At 63.2% G+C, this 18,681-nt stretch carries 13 protein-coding genes; 3 read left to right on the top strand and 10 right to left on the bottom strand.

The window, feature by feature from the left end; translation table 11 throughout:
• Window positions 1-6 precede the first annotated feature (6 nt).
• The 4 genes from LT40_RS12320 to puuE form a co-directional block, all read right to left on the bottom strand.
• Complete coding sequence (locus LT40_RS12320; RefSeq protein ID WP_043190509.1) at window positions 7-513, bottom strand: ureidoglycolate lyase; 507 nt, start codon at window positions 511-513, stop codon at window positions 7-9.
• 63 nt (window positions 514-576) lie between these two features.
• Window positions 577-1,572: an allantoicase gene (gene alc, locus LT40_RS12315; protein ID WP_043190507.1), complete on the bottom strand. Its 996-nt coding sequence runs from the start codon at window positions 1,570-1,572 to the stop codon at window positions 577-579.
• A 76-nt stretch (window positions 1,573-1,648) separates the two neighbouring features.
• Window positions 1,649-2,164 (bottom strand): 2-oxo-4-hydroxy-4-carboxy-5-ureidoimidazoline decarboxylase, encoded by a 516-nt coding sequence (uraD, locus tag LT40_RS12310; RefSeq protein ID WP_043190505.1) that lies wholly within the window; start codon window positions 2,162-2,164, stop codon window positions 1,649-1,651.
• A complete protein-coding gene (gene puuE, locus LT40_RS12305; protein WP_043190502.1) occupies window positions 2,161-3,084 on the bottom strand; it encodes an allantoinase PuuE in 924 nt (307 codons plus the stop codon). Before puuE ends, uraD begins: the two co-directional genes overlap by 4 nt.
• A 327-nt stretch (window positions 3,085-3,411) precedes the next feature.
• Here puuE and uraH point away from each other — a divergent pair, with 327 nt between their 5' ends.
• A complete protein-coding gene (gene uraH / locus LT40_RS12300) occupies window positions 3,412-3,765 on the top strand; it encodes a hydroxyisourate hydrolase (RefSeq protein WP_043190498.1) in 354 nt (117 codons plus the stop codon).
• 5 nt (window positions 3,766-3,770) lie between these two features.
• Here the strand turns inward: uraH and ligD are convergent, their stop codons facing one another.
• On the bottom strand, window positions 3,771-6,359 hold the full coding sequence (gene ligD, locus LT40_RS12295; RefSeq protein ID WP_043190496.1) for a DNA ligase D: 2,589 nt from the start codon (window positions 6,357-6,359) through the stop codon (window positions 3,771-3,773).
• Between the two features lie 33 nt (window positions 6,360-6,392).
• On the bottom strand, window positions 6,393-8,540 hold the full coding sequence (gene egtB, locus LT40_RS12290; RefSeq protein WP_052393418.1) for an ergothioneine biosynthesis protein EgtB: 2,148 nt from the start codon (window positions 8,538-8,540) through the stop codon (window positions 6,393-6,395).
• A 573-nt stretch (window positions 8,541-9,113) separates the two neighbouring features.
• On the opposite strand from egtB, the gene LT40_RS12285 reads away from it, so the two are divergent.
• Window positions 9,114-9,998: a LysR family transcriptional regulator gene (locus tag LT40_RS12285; RefSeq protein WP_043190493.1), complete on the top strand. Its 885-nt coding sequence runs from the start codon at window positions 9,114-9,116 to the stop codon at window positions 9,996-9,998.
• Between the two features lie 200 nt (window positions 9,999-10,198).
• Here LT40_RS12285 and LT40_RS12280 read toward each other — a convergent pair whose 3' ends face one another.
• From LT40_RS12280 to mexE, 4 genes are all read right to left on the bottom strand, one after another.
• Complete coding sequence (locus LT40_RS12280) at window positions 10,199-10,768, bottom strand: GNAT family N-acetyltransferase (protein WP_043190490.1); 570 nt, start codon at window positions 10,766-10,768, stop codon at window positions 10,199-10,201.
• A 146-nt stretch (window positions 10,769-10,914) separates the two neighbouring features.
• Entirely contained in the window at window positions 10,915-12,327 is a 1,413-nt protein-coding gene (locus LT40_RS12275) for an efflux transporter outer membrane subunit (RefSeq protein ID WP_043190488.1), read from the bottom strand.
• The gene (locus LT40_RS12270; protein WP_043190485.1) at window positions 12,324-15,503 is read right to left on the bottom strand and encodes an efflux RND transporter permease subunit; all 3,180 of its coding nucleotides are present in this window, start codon (window positions 15,501-15,503) and stop codon (window positions 12,324-12,326) included. The genes LT40_RS12275 and LT40_RS12270 overlap by 4 nt, the downstream gene beginning before the upstream one ends.
• Before the next feature lie 12 nt (window positions 15,504-15,515).
• Window positions 15,516-16,745 carry a multidrug efflux RND transporter periplasmic adaptor subunit MexE gene (mexE, locus tag LT40_RS12265; protein ID WP_043190481.1) on the bottom strand — a complete coding sequence of 410 codons (1,230 nt, stop codon included), beginning with the start codon at window positions 16,743-16,745 and terminating at the stop codon, window positions 15,516-15,518.
• 376 nt (window positions 16,746-17,121) lie between these two features.
• Between mexE and LT40_RS12260 the strand changes: the two genes are divergently transcribed.
• Entirely contained in the window at window positions 17,122-18,678 is a 1,557-nt protein-coding gene (locus LT40_RS12260) for a TerC family protein (protein WP_043190478.1), read from the top strand.
• Window positions 18,679-18,681: the final 3 nt, after the last annotated feature.

Raw genomic sequence — 18,681 nt, 5'->3', positions numbered from 1 at the left:
CGTGCATCAGCAAGGCCGCGGTGCAAGCAACAAAAGGTCGTGCTCTTCGAAAAAGAACTCGTCGCAATTGTTGCCTGGCCCCTTGCGGTCCACCACCAGAAAGCCATCGTCATCATGCAGGGCCAATATCGGATGATGCCAGACGCCCCGATGGTAATTGATGCCTTGCTGCCCATCACTGAGAAACGCGCGAACCTCGCCACTGCCTGGGACGTCGCCGGCCGGGGCGACCACGATCAGGAACGCCTTGCCCAGCAGCGGGATGAACGCCTGGCTGCCCAGCGGATGACGCTCCAGCATGCGCACGGTCAACGGCATGGGTAACGCCTGCGCACGGAATATACTGATGACCGCTTGATCCTGCGCGGTTGCCAACTGCACGTCCGCCAGCCGATCGAAGCGCTGGGTGGAGCCGTTGTTGATCAGGAAATGCGCGCTCCCTTGAGTTTCGATCACGTCGCCAAAAGGGGCAAACGCGGCCTTGGTCAAGGGTTCGATCGTCAATGTTCGCATGCTGGGCCTTGTCTGGGATGGACGCTATCGAGTGGGAGAATGCACCGGGCAGAAGGCAGGCGACTATCGAGCCAGCGTGCCCAGCACCCGCAGACGACTCACGCCACCGTCGGGAAACACATTGAGTCGAATATGGGTGATCGGCCCCAGCGCCTTGATCTGCTCGGCGAAGCTGTGCTCCTGGTGCATCTGCAGCTTTTGGCTGGGCAGCAGTTCTCGCCAGAACAGGCTTTGGGTTTCGATCTGGCCGTCTGTCCCGCCTTTGACGAACGCGCCCTGGATCGAGCAACTGTCCGGGTAGTTGCCTTTGAAGTGGAGTGTATCGACGATCACCTGCCGCACCACACCGGCATGACCCAACGCGACGATGACCCAGTCGTTGCCCGGCGTGCGGCGCCGTGCAGTTTCCCAGCCATCGCCCATGTTGACCCCGCGGCCCGGATTGAGCAGGTTGCTCATGCTGCCGTAGTGCTCGTCCGAGCAAGCCAGTGCCCGCCCACCGTTGAGCGCGCTGGCCAGGTCGAGCGGTTCTTCGTCGCTGACGCTCGACCAGCTGCGGAACGGCACGCCATACACGCGCAGACGCGCTACGCCGCCGTCGGGGTAGATGTTGAAGCGCAGGTGGCTGAACGCGCTGTCGTTGTCGATGGCGTGGTAGTGGTGGCTGTTGCCCTGCAGCTCCACCGCACCGAGGATCTCGACCCACTGGGTCTGCTCGTCGGGTTCGCCTTCGCTGAGGAAACACGCCTCCAGCGACGCCGAAGGCGGGAAGTTGCCGGTGAAGAACGAGGTATCGATGTCCACGCCCTTGATCGAGCCCGGTGCGCCGAGGCAGATCACCGCCGTGTCATAGCCTTCGAAGCGCTTGCGCCGCGACTCCCAACCGTCCATCCACTTGCCGTTGTCGTCGAAGACGCCTTCCTTCCACACCGCCGGAGTGGGCTGGAACAGCCGGTTGACGTCGGCGAACCAATCGTCGGTCACCGAAATGGCCCGGGTACCGAGGCGGGCATCCGCCAGGTTGACGTACTTCTGGAACGGTGCGGCGTAGGCTTTCATGAATGCGGGTCTGCCTTGAACGGTGGTGAATGAAAGGTCGATCCGTAGCCGGTAACGCGGCTACGGGGATAGAACTCTAGAGCGCTTGCAGGCGAAACAGGGCGATCTTGTCGATCTCGCGCAGCGCGCAGGCGAATTCGTCCTCGGGCGAATGGCCGATGCGCGTCTCGAACGCCGCCAGGATCTGCCCTCGGTCGCTGCCCTTGACCGCCATGATGAAGGGAAAGCCAAAGCGGGCTCGGTACGCATCATTGAGCTGGGTGAAGCGCTGGAACTCCTCGGGCGTGCACTGGCTGATGCCGGCGCCGGCCTGTTCCTGGGTGCTCGCGGCGGTGAGCTCGCCGCGCACCGCAGCTTTGCCGGCCAGGTCGGGGTGGGCATTGATCAATGCCAACAGGGTAGTGCGGTCGGCGTCGGCGACCACTCGGCTCATGCAGGCATGCACTGCCTCGATGTCGTCGCGCTGATCCGGCGCCAGCCGCTCGAATGCCTGTTCGGCCACCCACGGCGAATGCTCGTAGATATCACCCAACACTGCGACGAACTCGGCGCGATTGAGCTGCGAAGGCTGCCGGGTATGAAAGTGGCTCATGGGCGCGCGCTACCTGGGAAAGGATGAACCTGCTGCCAATGCCTGGCGATATCGACTCGGCGCGCGAACCACACCTGCTCGTGGCCCTGTACATACTCGATGAAGCGCTTTAGCGACGCCAGGCGTCCGGGCCGGCCGATGAGTCGGCAATGCAGGCCAATGGAAAGCATCTTCGGTGCCTCCGCGCCTTCGGCATACAACACGTCGAAAGCGTCCTTGAGGTAGTCGAAGAAATCGTCACCTTTGTTAAAGCCCTGCACCTGGGTGAAACGCATGTCGTTGGTGTCCAGCGTGTAGGGGATCACCAGGTGGGGGCGATCCGCGCCAGGTTGCCAGTAGGGCAGGTCGTCATCGTAGGCGTCGCTGTCGTAAAGAAAGCCGCCTTCCTCCATCACCAGGCGTCGGGTGTTGGGCCCGGTGCGCCCGGTGTACCAGCCAAATGGCCGCTGGCCGGTGATGTCGGTGAGGATGCGAATAGCATCGAGCAGGTGCTCGCGCTCCACCGCTTCATCGACGTTCTGATAGTCGATCCAGCGGTAGCCATGGCTGCAGATTTCATGGCCGTCGGCGACCATGGCCCGGATCGCCTCGGGGTGTCGCTGCGCAGCCATGGCCACTGCGAAGACCGTCAAGGGAATACCGGCTTGGCGAAACAACTTCAGAATGCGCCACACACCGGCCCGGCTGCCGTATTCGTACAGCGATTCCATGCTCATGTTGCGCTGGCCCTGCAACGGCTGCGCCGCCACCATCTCCGATAGGAACGCCTCGGACTCGCTGTCGCCGTGCAGCACGTTGCGCTCGCCGCCTTCTTCATAGTTCAGCACGAACGACAGGGCGATACGGGCATTGCCCGGCCAGTGCGGATGGGGCGGTTGGTCACCGTAGCCGATCAGGTCGCGGGGGTAGTCGAGACTCACCGAAGATTTCCTTTTATACGTGGCAGTACGCGCTCGAAAAGGTGCCAGTGGGAGGGCAGTTTCGGGCTTGAATCGATTGTATACAACGGCGTGGACAATTTGTAAGCTCAAGTTTTGAGCCGTCGGATGGCCGCATCCTTGCACACGCTATGATGCAGACGCTTGCAAAGAACCTGCCCAATCGGTCAGCAATCTGCATCGACGCGTGTTTTGCGGCTTTCGCTTTTGCAACGTGCCAGGTGCCATGCCCCAATGCGGCGCGTACCGCACGCTTGCGCTCCACCACGGTGCGCCGATGGCGCACCCCTTGAACAGGTAAAATCGACCATGGGACGCTTGACCACACACGTATTGGACGCCGCACATGGGTGTCCCGGTAACGGCATTCGAGTGCGTCTGTACCAGGTTGATGGCGAACAGCTGGAATTGTTGGTGACAGCCGTGACCAATTCTGACGGACGCTGCGATGTGCCCTTGCTCGAAGGTGAGCACTATCGGTCCGGGGTGTATCAGCTGCATTTCGCCGGGGGCGACTACTACCGTGCACGCGGCACGCCCATGACCACTCCGGCGTTTCTGGACGAGATCGTGTTGCGCTTTGGTATTGACGCGGCCCAGGAGCACTACCACGTGCCCCTGTTGCTTTCACCGTACAGCTACTCCACCTACCGCGGCAGTTGACCGGTTCATTTGAGCCCGAGCTTCTTGCGCATGGCGACGGTGATGCTCTGGCGAGTGCTGAAGAAATCTGCCCAGGGATCTTCTTCCAGCTCGGCGAGGCGTTCGAGCACGCTGTCGATGTCCCACTGATCACCACCCTTGATCTGGGCCACTTCCTCCCGGGTAACCGGCACCGACACCGGCAAGCCATCCCGAGCCCGCGCCGCATAGGCGCAGGCGGTGGTCGCGCCCAGACCGTTGCGCAGGTAGTCGATGAAGATCCGGCCGACCCGGTTTTTCGGGCCGGAGACAGCCGTGAAGCGCTCCGGCATCAGCTTGGCCATGTGTTCGACCACGGCGCGGCTGAACGCTTTGACCTCGTCCCAGCCTAGCTTGCGGGTAATCGGCACCACCACGTGCATACCCTTGCCGCCGCTGGTTTTGAGAAACGATGCAAGGCCCAGTTCGTCGAGCAGGGTCTGCGTCAGTTGGGTGGCTTCGACCATGCTTTTCCAGGGCAGGGCTGGATCCGGGTCGAGGTCGAGCACGAACCGGTCGGGGTGCTGAAAATCCTTGGTGGTTGCGTTCCAGGTGTGCAGTTCCACGGTGCCCATTTGCACCGCGCCCAGCAGTGCCTGACCATCGTTGATGACCATGGCGGCCTGGCCTGCCTGTTCCTTGTCGAAAGTAAGGATGTGCGGGATCGCCAGGTGGCCGGCGTGCTTCTGGAAAAACAGCTCGCCGCCCACCCCGTCGGGCGCCCGTACCAGCGCCACGGGACGCTGTTTCAGATGCGGTAGCAACCAGGGTGAAATGCGTCCGTAGTATTCGGCCAGCTGCATCTTGGTGGTACCGCTGGAGGCATTGATCACCCGCTCCGGATGGGTAATGCGCACCTGCCCGACCAGGTCGGCGTCGTCGGCCTTGGTGGCTGCCTTGCGCGGCTTCTTTGCTGGCTTGCCTGCCGGTTTGGCGGACGTGCTGGATTTGGCCGCTGGCATTTCGGACGTGATCTCCTTGGCGAGCTTGTCGGTGCGCAAGCCGTGGAAAACCGCGTGGCGGACAGCGCCGTCGCGGGTCATTTCGGCATAGGCCACTTCCGCCAACAGCGTGGGCTTGAGCCAATGCACGCCACGGGCCTGGGCGCCCTTGGGCGGATTGGCGAGCGCCGGGCGGTCGGTTTCCAGTGCCTGCAGCTGGGCGAGCAGGGTGCGCAAGGTGGATTCGCTGAAGCCGGTACCGACCTTGCCGGCGAAGCGCAACTCGCCACTGTCGGCATCATGCAAGCCCAGCAACAGGGCGCCGAAGCCACTGCGGCTGCCCTTGGGCTCGGTGTAGCCTGCGATGACGAACTCCTGCCGGCGTTTGCACTTGAGCTTGATCCAGTCGCTGCTGCGCCGCGAGACATAAGGGCTGCCGACACGCTTGCCGATCAGGCCTTCCATGTTCATCTGGCAAGCGCTGTCGAGCAGCGATTCAGCCGAACCTGCGAGGTCGTCGGAGAACTTCAGCGCGTCCTCCGTGTTGGTTTCCAACACCTTGGCCAAGGCACCGCGACGTTGCTCCAAAGGCACGGCGCGCAGGTCCATGCCGTTGAGGTAGGGCAGATCGAACAGGTAGAACACGATCTTGTCACTGCGCTCGTCTTCGAACGCATTCTGCAAGGCCTGGAAATCCGGTACGCCCTCTTCGTTGGCCACTACCACTTCGCCGTCCAGCCATGCCGACTGCAAACCCAGGTCAGCCAGTGCTTTGGCCTGGCGCGGCATCTTCGCGGTCCAGTCGTGGCCGTTGCGGGTGAACAGGCTGACCTGATCGCCGTCGATGCGAGCGACGATGCGGTAGCCGTCGAACTTGATCTCGTAGCACCAGTCGCCTTCGGGCGCGCTGTCCACCAAGGTTGCCAGTTCGGGTTTCAAAGTGGCAGGCAAGTCAGCCGCCTTGGCGCCTTCCAGTTGGATGCCTTTGCCTTTTGCGCGCTTGGGCGTGGGCTTGGCTGCAGGTTTGTTCACCGGTTTCGCGGCGGCTTTCGTGGCGCGCTTGCGCGGCACCAGGGTGCGTTCGCTGATGACGCTGTCGGGTTCGGCGACGAGCACGTCGTACTCGGCCAACGGGCGTGCGGCATCGTCCTTGGATTTGATCAGAAACCACTGCTCACGCTTGCCGGGCATGTGAGTCTTGACCAGGTTCCAGGTGCCGCTCAGCTTCTCGCCCTGCAGGACGAACTTGAGCTTGCCTTTTTCATAGGCCTGGCGAGGATCGCCTTCGGGAATCCAGATACCACGATCCCAGACAATGACGTCACCGGCGCCGTAGTGCCCGTCGGGAATGTTGCCCTCGAAGCTCGCATAGTCCAGCGGATGGTCCTCGACATGCACGGCCAGCCGCCGAGCCTGGGGGTCGAGCGAGGGACCCTTCGGCACCGCCCAGCTCTTGAGGGTGCCGTCGAGTTCCAGGCGGAAATCATAGTGCAGGTGGCTGGCATCATGCTTCTGAATGCAAAACTGTAGGGCCTTCGTGGCCTTGCCGCGCTTGCCGACGCGTGCGGTGCCAGAAGGCTCCGAGGTGGCGTCGAAGTCACGCTTGCGGTTGTATTCCTCCAGAGCCTTGGTCATGGTGTTCCTCACTCATGATGCGCTGCCGATGGGTCAGCTCAGGCAGAACAGCGCCACCTGCGGGGCTTCGCCTATCCACTGGTGGCTGACGTCCCAGCCGGCAGCAGCCGCCAGTTCGGTGAAGGACTGCACGGTGAACTTGTGCGAGTTCTCGGTGTGCAGCCGCTCCCCGGGTTTGAACGCGAAAGTGCGGCCGGCCACGCGCACCTGTTGGGCCTTTTGGCTGACGAGGTGCATCTCGATTCGCTCGTACTCGGGGTTCCACAGCGCCAAATGGTCGAAGGCTGCCTCGTCGAAGTCGCCGTCGAGGTCGCGGTTCATGCGCGTCAGCAGGTTCTTGTTGAAGCGTGCGGTGACCCCGGCAGCGTCGTCATAGGCAGCTTCCAGGGTCGCCACATCCTTGACCATGTCCACGCCGATGATGAAGCGCGCATCGGGCCCCAGCAGACCACGGGCCGAGCGCAAAAAGCGCACGGCCTGGGGTCGGGTGAAGTTGCCCAAAGTCGAGCCCGGAAAGAAGCCGACGCGCGGATGGCCCTGGGTCTCATCGGGCAGGTGCAGGGCCCGGGTAAAATCATCCACCAGCGGCGCGATGCGCAGGGCAGGGTAGCGCTCGCGCAGCCGTGCGCCGGCGCTTTCCAGTGCGTTGCTGCAGATATCGATGGGCACGTACAGCGCAATCTGCGGCACGGCATCCAGCAACAGACGCACCTTGTCGCAGGCTCCAGCGCCGAACTCGACCAGCGCCGCATCGGTGGCGATCAGCTCGGCCAACTGCGGCGCGATTTCGGTCAGCAGCGCCGTTTCGGCACGGGTTGGGTAGTACTCGAGAAGCGTGCAGATGGCTTCGAACAGTTGCGAGCCCTCGGCATCGTAGAAGTACTTCGGCGAGATGGATTTCTGCACTGCCGAAAGCCCAGTGACCACATCGCGCGCGAACTCATCGCTGCCGTCATTGCGGGCGCTGTAGGGCGTCACGTCGCGGGCCAGGCGCACACCGGAAAACATCCAGCGGCAACCAGGGCCGAAGAAATTGCGGTAAGTGGGGCGCGAGTGTCCGACCGGAGTGACACTGGCGCCGCCGCGCAGGACCATCTGGTTGATCATGAACTTGCCGTTGTATTCACCCACCGCACTGACCGCCGGCTGAAAACCGGGGTAGGCGCTGTAGGCGCTTTGCGTCCATTGCCAGGCCACATCGTCGAGTTGTTGCAGTTGCCCGCTGCCGGCGGCGATTTCCCATTCCGCCTCGGTGGGCAGGCGGGCACCCGCCCATTGAGCGAAGGCAGCTGCTTCGTAGTAACTGATGTGCACCACGGGCGCGTCGAGTTGCAGCGGTTGCAGCCCGCGCAGGCTCATCTCGTGCCAATTACCAGCGCGGTCCTGCTGCCAGTAGAACGGGGCATACCAGCTTTCGGCCTGCACTGTGGCCCAGCCGTCGGCCAGCCACAGGCCGGCCTGGGTGTAACCGCCTGCTTCGATGAATTCCAGCCACTCACCATTGGTGACCAGACGATCGGCGATTTCGAATGCTTGCGCGAATACTTTGTGTCGCGGGCCTTCGTTGTCGAAGGCGAAGCCTTGGCCGTCATGGCCGATCTCAACCAGACCGCCGGCCTGACCAATGAAACGGCCGCGGCGACCAGCCGTGTCGGCTGGCCATGCCGGGTCGTACGCCGGCTTGAGCGCCGACACGCTGAACAGGTGCAGGATGTCCATCAGCAACAGCTCCTGATGCTGTTGCTCGTGGGACAGACCCAATTCGATAAGCGATTGGGCTTCAGTGTCCAGGTCGCCCGCCAGCAGCGCTTGCATGTGCTGGTCGACATGGGCGCGATAGGCTAGCACGCGGTCCAGTCCTGGACGCGTCATCAAACCGCGCTGAGGACGCGGCTGGCGTGGGCCGACTGCTTCGTAATAGGAGTTGAAGAGGTAGCAGAAGTCCGGGTCGAACGGCGTGTAGTGCGGCAGTTGCTCAGCCAGCAGGAAGGTCTCGAAAAACCAGCTGGTGTGAGCCAGGTGCCACTTGGCCGGGCTCGCGTCGGGCATCGACTGCGCACCCATGTCTTCGGCACTGAGCGGGCTGGCCAGATGCTCGCTATGGCGGCGCACTGCTTGGAAGCGCTGCAGCAGGTCGTGCGTAGGGGTAACAGGCACGGCCTGCTGGGAAAGACTGTTCATCAAGAGGCTGCTCCGACGGCTTCGGCGAGGGCGACGATGGGAAACGGGGGCAGAAGCGCTTTTCTATCGCTTACCGCACGACCGACGGTGAGCTTCAGCGCCGGACTAAAGGGTGTGACTGTGCAACCCCGAGCAGGTTCGCCCGCTGATCGAAATCCTTGCGCCTGATGCACCGTGTCACCCTTTGTCTGGCTCGTTTTTCCAGGCCCACCGCGGTGCCCGCCGACGCGGCTCGCGCCGCTGCTACAGGGTTTCTTGCAGTGTTCCGGGGACGCGGATTGCAGTGGTGCCAATGGGTGTGCCCGGATGCGGATTGCGGTGGTGCCAATGGGTGTGCCCGGACGCGGATTGCCATGGTGCCAATGCGGTGTGCCCGGACGCGGATTGCGGTGGTGCCAATGCGGTGTGCCCAAACGCGGACTGCGGTGGTGCCAATGGGGTGTGCTTGGATGCGGATTGCCACTGTGCCACTGCGATGTTCCTAAAGGCGCAATGCGGTCCCTGTAGCAGCGGCGCTGCGGTTGTAGGAGCGCTACGGCTGACCCACAATGCATTGTCAACCAAGGAGTGACGATGAACGCTTTCGAAGACATGCGGCTTTTCGTTCAGGTGTTGGATTCCCGCAGCTTCACGGCTGCTGCCGAACAACTGGGAATTTCCAAGCAATACATCAGCCGCCGCCTGATGCAGCTGGAAAACCGCTTGGGTGCACGCCTGCTCAATCGCTCAACGCGGCGCCTGGACGTCACGGCCCTGGGCCAGAGCTATTACGACTCGGCGGTGCGGTTGCTAGCCGAAGTGGAACAGGTCGAGCAGGGCATCGCCGGTCAGGCCGCCGAACCTCGCGGCACTTTGCGCGTGAGCGCACCGCTCTCGTTCGCCATGGCGCAACTGAGTGCGCTCATGCCGCGCTTTCTCCAGCGCTACCCCCAGGTCCAAGTCGAAATCGACCTCAGCGACCGACCGGTCGACCTGCTGGGCGAAGGCTACGATCTGGTCCTGCGGATCGGCGTGCTGGAAGACTCGTCGCTGATCGCCCGTCGCATTGCTTCGATCGCCCGAGTTTATTGCGCCAGCCCGAGCTACCTCGCCGCGCGCGGCACTCCGGCGGCACCGCAAGAGCTGGCTGCCCACGACTGCTTGCCCTATGGCCACGCGCGCCAAGTGCAGTGGCGCTTCCAGGTAGACGGCAAACCGCTGGTGATCGGTGTAAGCGGGCGCATGCGCGCCAACAACGGGGAGCTCCTGTGCGAAGCGGCGGTGGCCGGCATGGGCATCGCCTACTTGCCGCGCTTTATCGTGCAGCAGGCGCTGGCGTCGGGACAGTTGCAGACCGTGCTGGACGACTTCATCACCGAGCCGCTGGCACTGTCGGCGGTGTACCCACAGCATCGGCAGACATCACGACCGGTGCAGGTGTTGATCGATTTTCTGCGCGAGCACCTGGGCAACCTTTAAATCAGTGCGTCACCAATAATCAGACGTGGCTCAAAGCAATACCGAACGAAACGACGATCATGCAGCACAGGGTAAGGTTGATATTCATCGGTGCGAAATCCTGGGGGGTAATAATGGGACCTATAGTGCTGATCCCGCCCGCTCAGGAAAAATTCCGTTTTTCGATAACCATCATCGACTTCCGTGATGCAACTAACGATTCAGCCCTTGCGCCGCGGACGGGACACCACCGACTCGATGTTCTTGCGCCCGATCAACTGAGTCGGCGCTGCGGGCTCTTCGGCCAGCCACTTGTACATCACCAGGCAATCGACCAGCCCCAGTTGCGCATGCCGATAGGCACGCGGCAGACGCCCCACGGTCTCGAACCCCAACTTGTGCCACAGGGCCACCGCCACTTCGTTGCTGGCCACCACCGAATTGAACTGCATGGCCAGAAAACCGCTGTCGCGCGCCAATTGCTGCGAGTGCTCGCACATCAGTCGCGCCACGCCGCGACCGCGTGCCGCCTCGGTCACCATGTAGCCGCAGTTGCACACATGGTTGCCAGGGCCTGCGGCATTGGCCTTCAGGTAGTAGCTACCCAACAGCTGGCCCTGTTCGTCTTCGGCAACCAAAGTGTGCAAGGGTAGCTGCAGCCAAGTGTGTTCAGCGGCTTCGCGGCCCATGGCCGGATCGTAGGCGTAGGTCTGCTGGCCCTGGACCACCGCGTTGAAGGTGGGCCAGAAACGGTCGAAATCGGAGGGGGTCATGGGGCGAATGGTGATCATGGGGCGCTCGCTGCGGATCAGGATCGGCCTGCCGAAGGCGTTCGCTCTGCACACAGGCCAGGCAACCGCCCCGTGAGACCGGGACGGCGCCTATCCTATCATCCGGCGCGAGGGTTTTTCCTGCGGCGCAGGCGTGCTGCCCGTGGTTACCGCTGTGCCAGCGTGTCGGGCTGCCAGCCGCCGCCCAGGGCCTTGTAGATCGCCACGATGCCGCGATACAACTCGGTCTCGCCCTGGGCCTGGGCGTCTTCGGCGCTCAAGCGTTCACGCTCGGCGTCGAGCAGCACCAGGTAATCCGCCGTGCCCTCGCGGTACTGGATCGAGGCCAGCGCTGCTGCCGCGCGACTCGAATCGCTCTGGCGCATCAAGGCCTGCACGCGCTGCTGGCGTTTGCCGTAGTCACTGAAGGCGTTTTCCGATTCTTCCAGTGCCAGCAACACATCCTGTTCATAGCTGGCCAGCGCGCCTTCGGCATCGGCGTTGGCTGCGCGGATCTGCGCCCGCACGCTGCCCAGGTCGAACGCGGCCCAAGTGATGCTTGGCCCCAGTCCCCAGGCATTGGCGGCGGATGAGCCGATCTGCGAACCGCGGGCCGCCGTGAAGCCCAGGAAGCCGCTGAGGCTGACCCGTGGAAACAGATCGGCCGTGGCCACGCCAATCTGCGCGGTGGAGGCCGCCAACCGGCGTTCGGCACTGCGGATGTCCGGCCGGCGCCGCAGCAACTGCGTTGGATCACCGATTGGCAACGCCTTGGCAATGGCCGGCAACTGCGCCGGGCTCAGGTCCACACTCAATTGGTCCGGCCGCTGGCCGAGCAGGGTGGCGATACGGTTGCGCGCACGCACCTGTTCGGCCTGCAACTGCGGCACGGTCGCCTCGACCGCCGCGAGCCGCGCGTCGGCACGCACCACGTCCAGCTGATTGCCCACACCGGCTTCCTGCAGGCTACGGGTGATGCCCCGCGAATCCTGCTGGTTCTTGAGATTGGCCAGGGCGATCTTCTCGCGCAATTGAGCGCCGCGCAGTTGCCCGTAGGCATCCACCAGGTCGGCGATCAAAGTGACCTGCAACTGCTGCAGGTCGGCTGCGGCTTCGCCTTGCTGCGCGTCACTAACCTCCAACTGACGCTGGATGCGCCCGAACAGGTCGATTTCCCAAGCCATGTCCAGGCCCAAATCGTAGCGTTCGGTATTGACCCGGTCACTGGTCTGGCCGGGAATCTGGCTCTTGCCGATCTCGCTGCTGGCGCGGCTGGTCACCACCGGAAAGCGGTCATTGGCCACGTCGTCGCGGATGGCCCGGGCTGCCTTGAGGCGGGCGAAGGCCACTCGCAGCTCACGGTTGCCCTGCAGCGACTCGTTGACCAGGCGGTTAAGCGTCGGGTCGTCGAACTGCTGCCACCACACCGCATCGAACGCCTCGGCGCGGTAGTAGCGAGTGTCCTGGGCCGCCGCCACGCTCGCCTGCAGATCCTGCGGGGCGCGATAGTCCGGACCCACCGCGCACGCGGCCAGGGCCAGTACCAGCAAGCTGGGCAGAAGGGGTTTCAAATGACTCATGGTTGTACCTCAAGCGTGAGCGCGCGGTCCGCCTTGCGGGCCTGGCGACGCTCGACATGGCGACGAATCAGCACGAAGAACACCGGCGTCAGCAGCAAGCCGAAGAAGGTCACCCCCAACATGCCGGAGAACACCGCCACGCCCATGGCATGACGCATTTCGGCGCCGGCGCCGGACGACAGCACCAGGGGCACCACGCCCATGATGAAGGCGAACGAAGTCATCAGGATCGGCCGCAGCCGCAAGCGGCACGCCTCCAGCACCGCAGCCAGCGGATCCAGGCCTTCCTCCTGCTTGTCCTTGGCGAACTCGACGATCAGGATGGCGTTCTTGCAGGCCAGCCCGACCAGCACGATCAAGCCGATCTGGGTGAAGATGTTGTTGTCGCTGCCCGCGATCATCACCCCGGCAATGGCCGAGAGCAGGGTCATGGGCACGATCAGGATCACCGCCAGCGGCAGGCTCCAGCTTTCGTACTGCGCGGCCAGCACCAGGAAGGCCAGCAGCACGCACAGCGGGAACACGAACAGCGCAGTGTTGCCCGCCAGAATCTGCTGGTAGGTCAGCTCGGTCCATTCATAGGCCATGCCGTTGGGCAACTCTTCCTTGAGCAGCTTCTCCACCGCCGCCTGGGCCTGGCCCGAGCTGTAGCCCGGCGCCGCGGCACCATTGATCTCGGCCGTGACGAAACCATTGTAGTGCATCACCCGGTCCGGGCCGGCGGTGTCGCTGACCTTGATGAAGGTCGCCAGCGGGATCATCTCGCCCCGATCGTTGCGCACCTTGAGCTGGCCGATCTGCTCGGCTTCCAGGCGGAACTGCTGCTCGGCCTGGACGTTGACCTGATAGGTGCGCCCGAAGCGGTTGAAGTCGTTGGCATACAGCGAGCCCAGGTACACCTGCAAGGTGTCGAAGATATCGCTGATGGCCACGCCGTGGGTCTTGGCCTTTTCCCGATCGATCGCTGCATCTACCTGGGGCACGTTCACCGTGTAGCTGGTGAACAGCCCGGCCAGCTCCGGCACGCTGCGGCTCTTGGCGATGATGTTCTGGGTCTGCTTGTACAACTCGTCATAACCCAGGTTGCCGCGGTCTTCGATCTGCAGGCGGAAGCCGCCGATGGTGCCCAGGCCCATCACCGGAGGCGGTGGAAAGATCGCCATGTAGGCGTCCTGGATACCGGCAAACTTGCCGTTGAGCTCGGCAGCAATGGCATTGGCCGACAGGCTGGCGTCCTTGCGCTGATCGAAGTCCTTGAGCGCGACGAAGACGATGCCGTTGTTAGGGCTGTTGGTGAAGCCGTTGATCGACAGCCCCGGGAAGGCGATGGCGTTCTCCACACCGGGCTGCTTCAACGCGATGTCCGACATGCGCTTGATCACGTCTTCGGTGCGGTCCAGGCTAGCGGCGTCCGGCAACTGGGCGAAGGCGACCAGGTACTGTTTGTCCTGCGAGGGCACGAAGCCGGTCGGGGTGTTGGCGAAACCGACCCAGGTCAGCACCATGAAGCCTGCGTACAGCAGCATGGCGATACCGCTGCTGCGGATGACCCGTGCGACGGTGCCGACATAGCCATGGCTGGCTTTTTCGAAGAAGCGGTTGAAGGGTCGGAACAGCCAGCCACCCAGCAGTTTGTCGAGGAACCGGGAGAAGCGGTCCTTGGGCGCGTCGTGCCCCTTGAGCAGCACCGCCGCCAGTGCCGGCGACAAGGTCAGCGAGTTGAACGCCGAGATCACTGTGGAAATGGCGATGGTCAGGGCGAACTGCTTGTAGAACTGCCCGGTAAGACCGGAGATGAATGCGGCCGGCACGAACACCGCGCACAGCACCAGGGCGGTAGCGATGATCGGTCCGGTCACTTCACGCATGGCCCGCTCGGTCGCAGCGACCGGCTCCAGCCCCAGCTCGATGTTACGCTCGACGTTCTCCACCACCACGATGGCGTCGTCCACCACGATACCGATGGCCAGCACCAGGCCGAACAGCGACAACGCGTTGAGCGAGAAGCCGAACATGTGCATCACCGCGAAGGTGCCGATCAGCGACACCGGCACCGCCACCAACGGAATGATCGACGCCCGCCAGGTCTGCAGGAACAGGATCACCACCAGCACGACCAGGATCAGCGCTTCGAACAGAGTATGCACCACCGCTTCGATCGAACCGCGCACGAAAATGGTCGGGTCGTAGACGATGCTGTAGTCCATCCCTTCGGGGAACGACTGTTTCAGTTCGGCCATCTTGGCCCGAACCTGATTGGACACGTCGATGGCGTTGGAACCCGGCCGCTGGAAGATTGGCAGGGCCACCGCCGGCTGGTTGTTCAACAGCGAACGCAGGGCGTATTGGCTGGAGCCCAGCTCCACCCGGGCGATGTCCTTGAGGCGAGTGATCTCGCCGTCGTCGGCGGCGCGCACCACGATGTTCTCGAATTCTTCCTCGGTGACCAGGCGGCCCTGGGTGTTGACTGACAGCTGGAAACTGCTGGCATTGGGCGCAGGTGGCGCGCCCAGCTGGCCGGCAGCGACCTGGCGGTTCTGTTCGCGAATGGCAGTGACCACGTCGGTGGCCGTCAGGTTGCGCGAAGCGGTCTTGTTCGGGTCCAGCCAGACCCGCAGCGAATAGTCGCCCATGCCGAACAACTGCACGTCGCCGATGCCGTTGAGCCTGGCCAGTTCGTCCTTGATGTTCAAGGTGGCGTAGTTGGACAGGTAGAGCATGTCGTAACGCTGGTCGGGAGAGGTCAGGTGGACCACCATGGTCAGGTCCGGCGAGGCCTTGTCCACGGTGATGCCGATCCGGGTCACCTCTTCAGGCAACTTGGGCTGGGTCCGCGTCACACGGTTCTGCACCTGGACCTGGGCGTTGTCCAGGTCGGTGCCCAGGGCGAAGGTCAGGGTCAGGGTCAGCTTGCCGTCGGCGGTGGACTGCGAAGACATGTACAGCATGTTCTCCACACCGGTGATGGCCTGCTCCAGAGGCGCAGCCACCGTTTCACCGATGACCTTGGGGTTGGCACCGGGGAAGCTGGCACGCACCACCACGGTCGGCGGCACCACTTCGGGGTACTCGCTGATTGGCAGCTGGAACAGCGAGATGGCGCCGGCAATCAGAATGATCAGCGACAGCACGGCGGCGAAGATCGGCCGCTTGATGAAGAATTGAGAGAAGTTCATCGCAGTGATCTCTTAACCGCGTGGAGTCGAAACGCTGGCAACCTTGACCGGCGTTGCGGGCGTGTTGCTGGCTTCCAGGGCCTGGCGCTGTTCGGCCAGGGCGGCGAGGGTCGCGGGGCTGGCCATCTGGGCAACCTCGGGATCGACCTGGGCACCGGGCCGGACGCGCTGCAGGCCATTGATGACGATGCGGTCACCCTTGTTCAGGCCGCTGCGCACGATGCGCAGGCCTTCCAATTTGGGCCCCAGCTCGATGCTGCGGTAGGCGGCCTTGTTGTCCGGGTCCATCACCAGCACGAATTTCTTGCCCAGGTCGGTGCCGACCGCTTCGTCCTTGATCAGCACGGCCGAGTAGGTGGCGCTGCCCACCAGCTTCAGGCGAGCGTAAAGACCAGGGGTGAAACTGCCGTCTTTATTGTCGAACACCGCGCGACCTCGGATGGTGCCGGTCTTGGGGTTGACCTGGTTGTCGACGAAGTTCATGTGCCCCAGGTGCGGGTTGCCAGGCTCGTTGGAGAGGCCCAGGTAGACCGGGGTGGTCTGGCCACGCTGGCCTTGCCGGGCCAGTTGGGTGTACTTGAGGTACACCCGCTCGTCGGCATCGAAGTAGGCGTACACCTTGTCGGTGGAGACCACGCTGGTGAGCGGCGTCACGTCGGCGGTGACGATATTGCCTGCGGTGATCTCGGCGCGGCTGACGCGGCCGGCGATCGGCGCCGTCACGCGGGTGAAACTCAGGTTCAGCCGGGCCAGGTCCAGTTGCGCCTGGATACCAGCCAGCGCGGCGCGCGATTCCTGGGCGGCGCTGCTGCGGGTCTCGGCCAGCTCGGCGGAGATAGCGTTGCTCGCCTGCAGGCGCTGGCCACGCTGCGCCTCGTTATCGCTGCGCACGGAATTGGCGCGGGCCTGTTGCAGCTGCGCTTCCAGGCGCCGTACTTCGGCCTGGAACGGCCGCGGATCGATCTGGAACAGCAGGTCGCCCTTGTTCACCAGGGCGCCCTCGGTGAAGGCTACCTGGTCAATCTGGCCCGACACGCGTGGGCGAATCTCCACGGTTTCCGGTGCTTCCAGCCGTCCGGTGAACTCATCCCATTCATTGACCGGCTGTTCCAGCACCTGCGCCACGGTAACTTTTGGAGCGGGCGGCGCCTGGGCAACGTCTGGCGTTTTGCCGCAGGCGCTGATCACCATCAGCGCGAGGGCCGCCAACGGAAAACGCAACGGAGTGAGTGACTGGTGCATGTGCAGATCCGCCAAGTGAGTTAAGGGAGCATTAACGATGGGGCGGATGATGCGGCGCGGGCGCGACAATCGACGAATCGAATGGTTCGAAGGTAACTATCAGTGTGAATGATGAACAGCGCTCGAAGTGCTTGATTTTCAGGAAGTTACTAAGCTTGCTATCGATCTTGTCGATACAGGCACGACGGCGACTAGGTCGAGGACGGCACGTTTATACAATCTTTGAAATACTTTCCCGCTGTAGGAATTTGTTCTAGCAACGGTAGGATCAGATTCCGAAACTACTCAAGACCTCCATGAACCTGCCCCCCCTACCGGAACCTTACAGTCCCGCGCTCCACGCAACATCCTTCCCCTGCCTGACGAGTAACCTTCCATGGAATGGCTAGCCGACCCCACGGCCTGGCTCGGCCTGGCGACCCTGATCGTCCTGGAGCTGGTTCTGGGCATCGACAACCTGGTGTTCATCGCGATTCTCGCCGACAAGCTGCCGCCCCATCAGCGCGACCGCGCGCGGGTGATCGGCCTGTCCCTGGCGCTGATCATGCGCTTGGGCCTGCTGGCCAGCATTTCCTGGATGGTGACCCTGACCGAGCCGCTGTTCGAAGTGTTCGGCAAGACCTTCTCCGGGCGCGACCTGATCATGCTGTTCGGCGGTGTCTTCCTGCTGTTCAAGGCCACCATGGAATTGCACGAACGGCTCGAAGGGCATGTCGCGCAGCACACCGGCGTGAAGACCTACGCGCTGTTCTGGCCGATCGTCGCGCAGATCGTCGTGCTCGACGCGGTGTTCTCGCTGGATGCGGTGATCACTGCCGTGGGCATGGTCGACGAGCTGTCGATCATGATGATCGCGGTGATCTTCTCCATCGGCCTGATGATCGTCGCCAGCAAGCCGCTGACGCGCTTCGTCAACAGCCACCCGACCGTGATCATGCTGTGTCTGGGCTTCCTGATGATGATCGGCTTCGCGCTGACCGCCGAAGGTCTGGGCTTCCACATCCCCAAGGGCTACCTGTACGCCGCCATCGGCTTCTCGATCCTGATCGAGGTGTTCAACCAGATCGCGCGGGCCCGCCGCAAGCACAAGCATCAAGACCGACCAATGCGCGAGCGCACCGCCCACGCCGTGTTGCGCCTGCTCGGCGGCCGCCGTCAGCCCAGCGAAGCCATGGACGAGGAAATCGAAGACCTGGTAGGGGAGGAACCGAGCGAAGCGCTGTTCGACCGACGCGAGCGGGTGATGATCAGCGGGGTACTGAACCTGGCCGAAAAGCCGATCCGCAGCATCATGACCGTGCGTGCCCAGGTCGACTGCCTGGACCTCGACGCGTCGCGGGACATCACCGAGCAGGTGCTGATGCAGTCGTCCTACTCGCGCCTGCCATTGATCGCGCAGGGTCAAGTCGACGAGCCGCTGGGTTTCGTCCACAAGAAAGAGCTGCTCAAGCAACTGCTGGCCGGTGAAACACCGGACCTGGCCAGCCTGGCTCGGCAGCCCATCAACCTGCTCGAGAGCTTCAGCATTCTCAACGCCCTGGAACAGATGCGCGCGCAGTCCACGCACATCGCGTTCGTGGTCAACGAGTTCGGCGGATTCATCGGCATCCTGACGATGACCGACATTCTCGAATCGATTGCCGGTGAATTGCCCGATGCCAGTGAAGTGCAGGCGCCGGACATCGTCGAGCAGGAAGATGGCTACCGCGTCAGCGCAGCGCTGGACCTCAGGCAGATCCAGACGCGTATCGGTTTCGATGCGCCGCCGACCAACGACTACCAGACCCTGGCAGGCATGGTCATGAGCCTGCTCGACCGCCTGCCCAAGCAAGGCGACACGTTGCAATGGGAGCACTGGAGCCTGACCGTGCTCGCCGTCGAGGAACGTCGGGTCAAGCAGGTGCTCCTGCGCAAGCAGTCGGTAGACGTCTAGCCC

The organism is Pseudomonas rhizosphaerae, assembly GCF_000761155.1.
Classification (GTDB): domain Bacteria; phylum Pseudomonadota; class Gammaproteobacteria; order Pseudomonadales; family Pseudomonadaceae; genus Aquipseudomonas; species Aquipseudomonas rhizosphaerae.
This window is presented reverse-complemented; position numbering and strand designations above follow the sequence as displayed.

Coding starts and splice junctions, on each gene's coding strand:
- LT40_RS12285 (WP_043190493.1), top strand. CDS start 9,114: ATGAACGCTTTCGAAGACATGCGGCTTTTCGTTCAGGTGTTGGATTCC.
- LT40_RS12260 (WP_043190478.1), top strand. CDS start 17,122: ATGGAATGGCTAGCCGACCCCACGGCCTGGCTCGGCCTGGCGACCCTG.
- LT40_RS12280 (WP_043190490.1), bottom strand. CDS start 10,768: ATGATCACCATTCGCCCCATGACCCCCTCCGATTTCGACCGTTTCTGG.
- LT40_RS12320 (WP_043190509.1), bottom strand. CDS start 513: ATGCGAACATTGACGATCGAACCCTTGACCAAGGCCGCGTTTGCCCCT.
- uraH (WP_043190498.1), top strand. CDS start 3,412: ATGGGACGCTTGACCACACACGTATTGGACGCCGCACATGGGTGTCCC.
- egtB (WP_052393418.1), bottom strand. CDS start 8,540: ATGAACAGTCTTTCCCAGCAGGCCGTGCCTGTTACCCCTACGCACGAC.
- mexE (WP_043190481.1), bottom strand. CDS start 16,745: ATGCACCAGTCACTCACTCCGTTGCGTTTTCCGTTGGCGGCCCTCGCG.
- uraD (WP_043190505.1), bottom strand. CDS start 2,164: ATGAGCCACTTTCATACCCGGCAGCCTTCGCAGCTCAATCGCGCCGAG.
- alc (WP_043190507.1), bottom strand. CDS start 1,572: ATGAAAGCCTACGCCGCACCGTTCCAGAAGTACGTCAACCTGGCGGAT.
- LT40_RS12270 (WP_043190485.1), bottom strand. CDS start 15,503: ATGAACTTCTCTCAATTCTTCATCAAGCGGCCGATCTTCGCCGCCGTG.
- ligD (WP_043190496.1), bottom strand. CDS start 6,359: ATGACCAAGGCTCTGGAGGAATACAACCGCAAGCGTGACTTCGACGCC.
- LT40_RS12275 (WP_043190488.1), bottom strand. CDS start 12,327: ATGAGTCATTTGAAACCCCTTCTGCCCAGCTTGCTGGTACTGGCCCTG.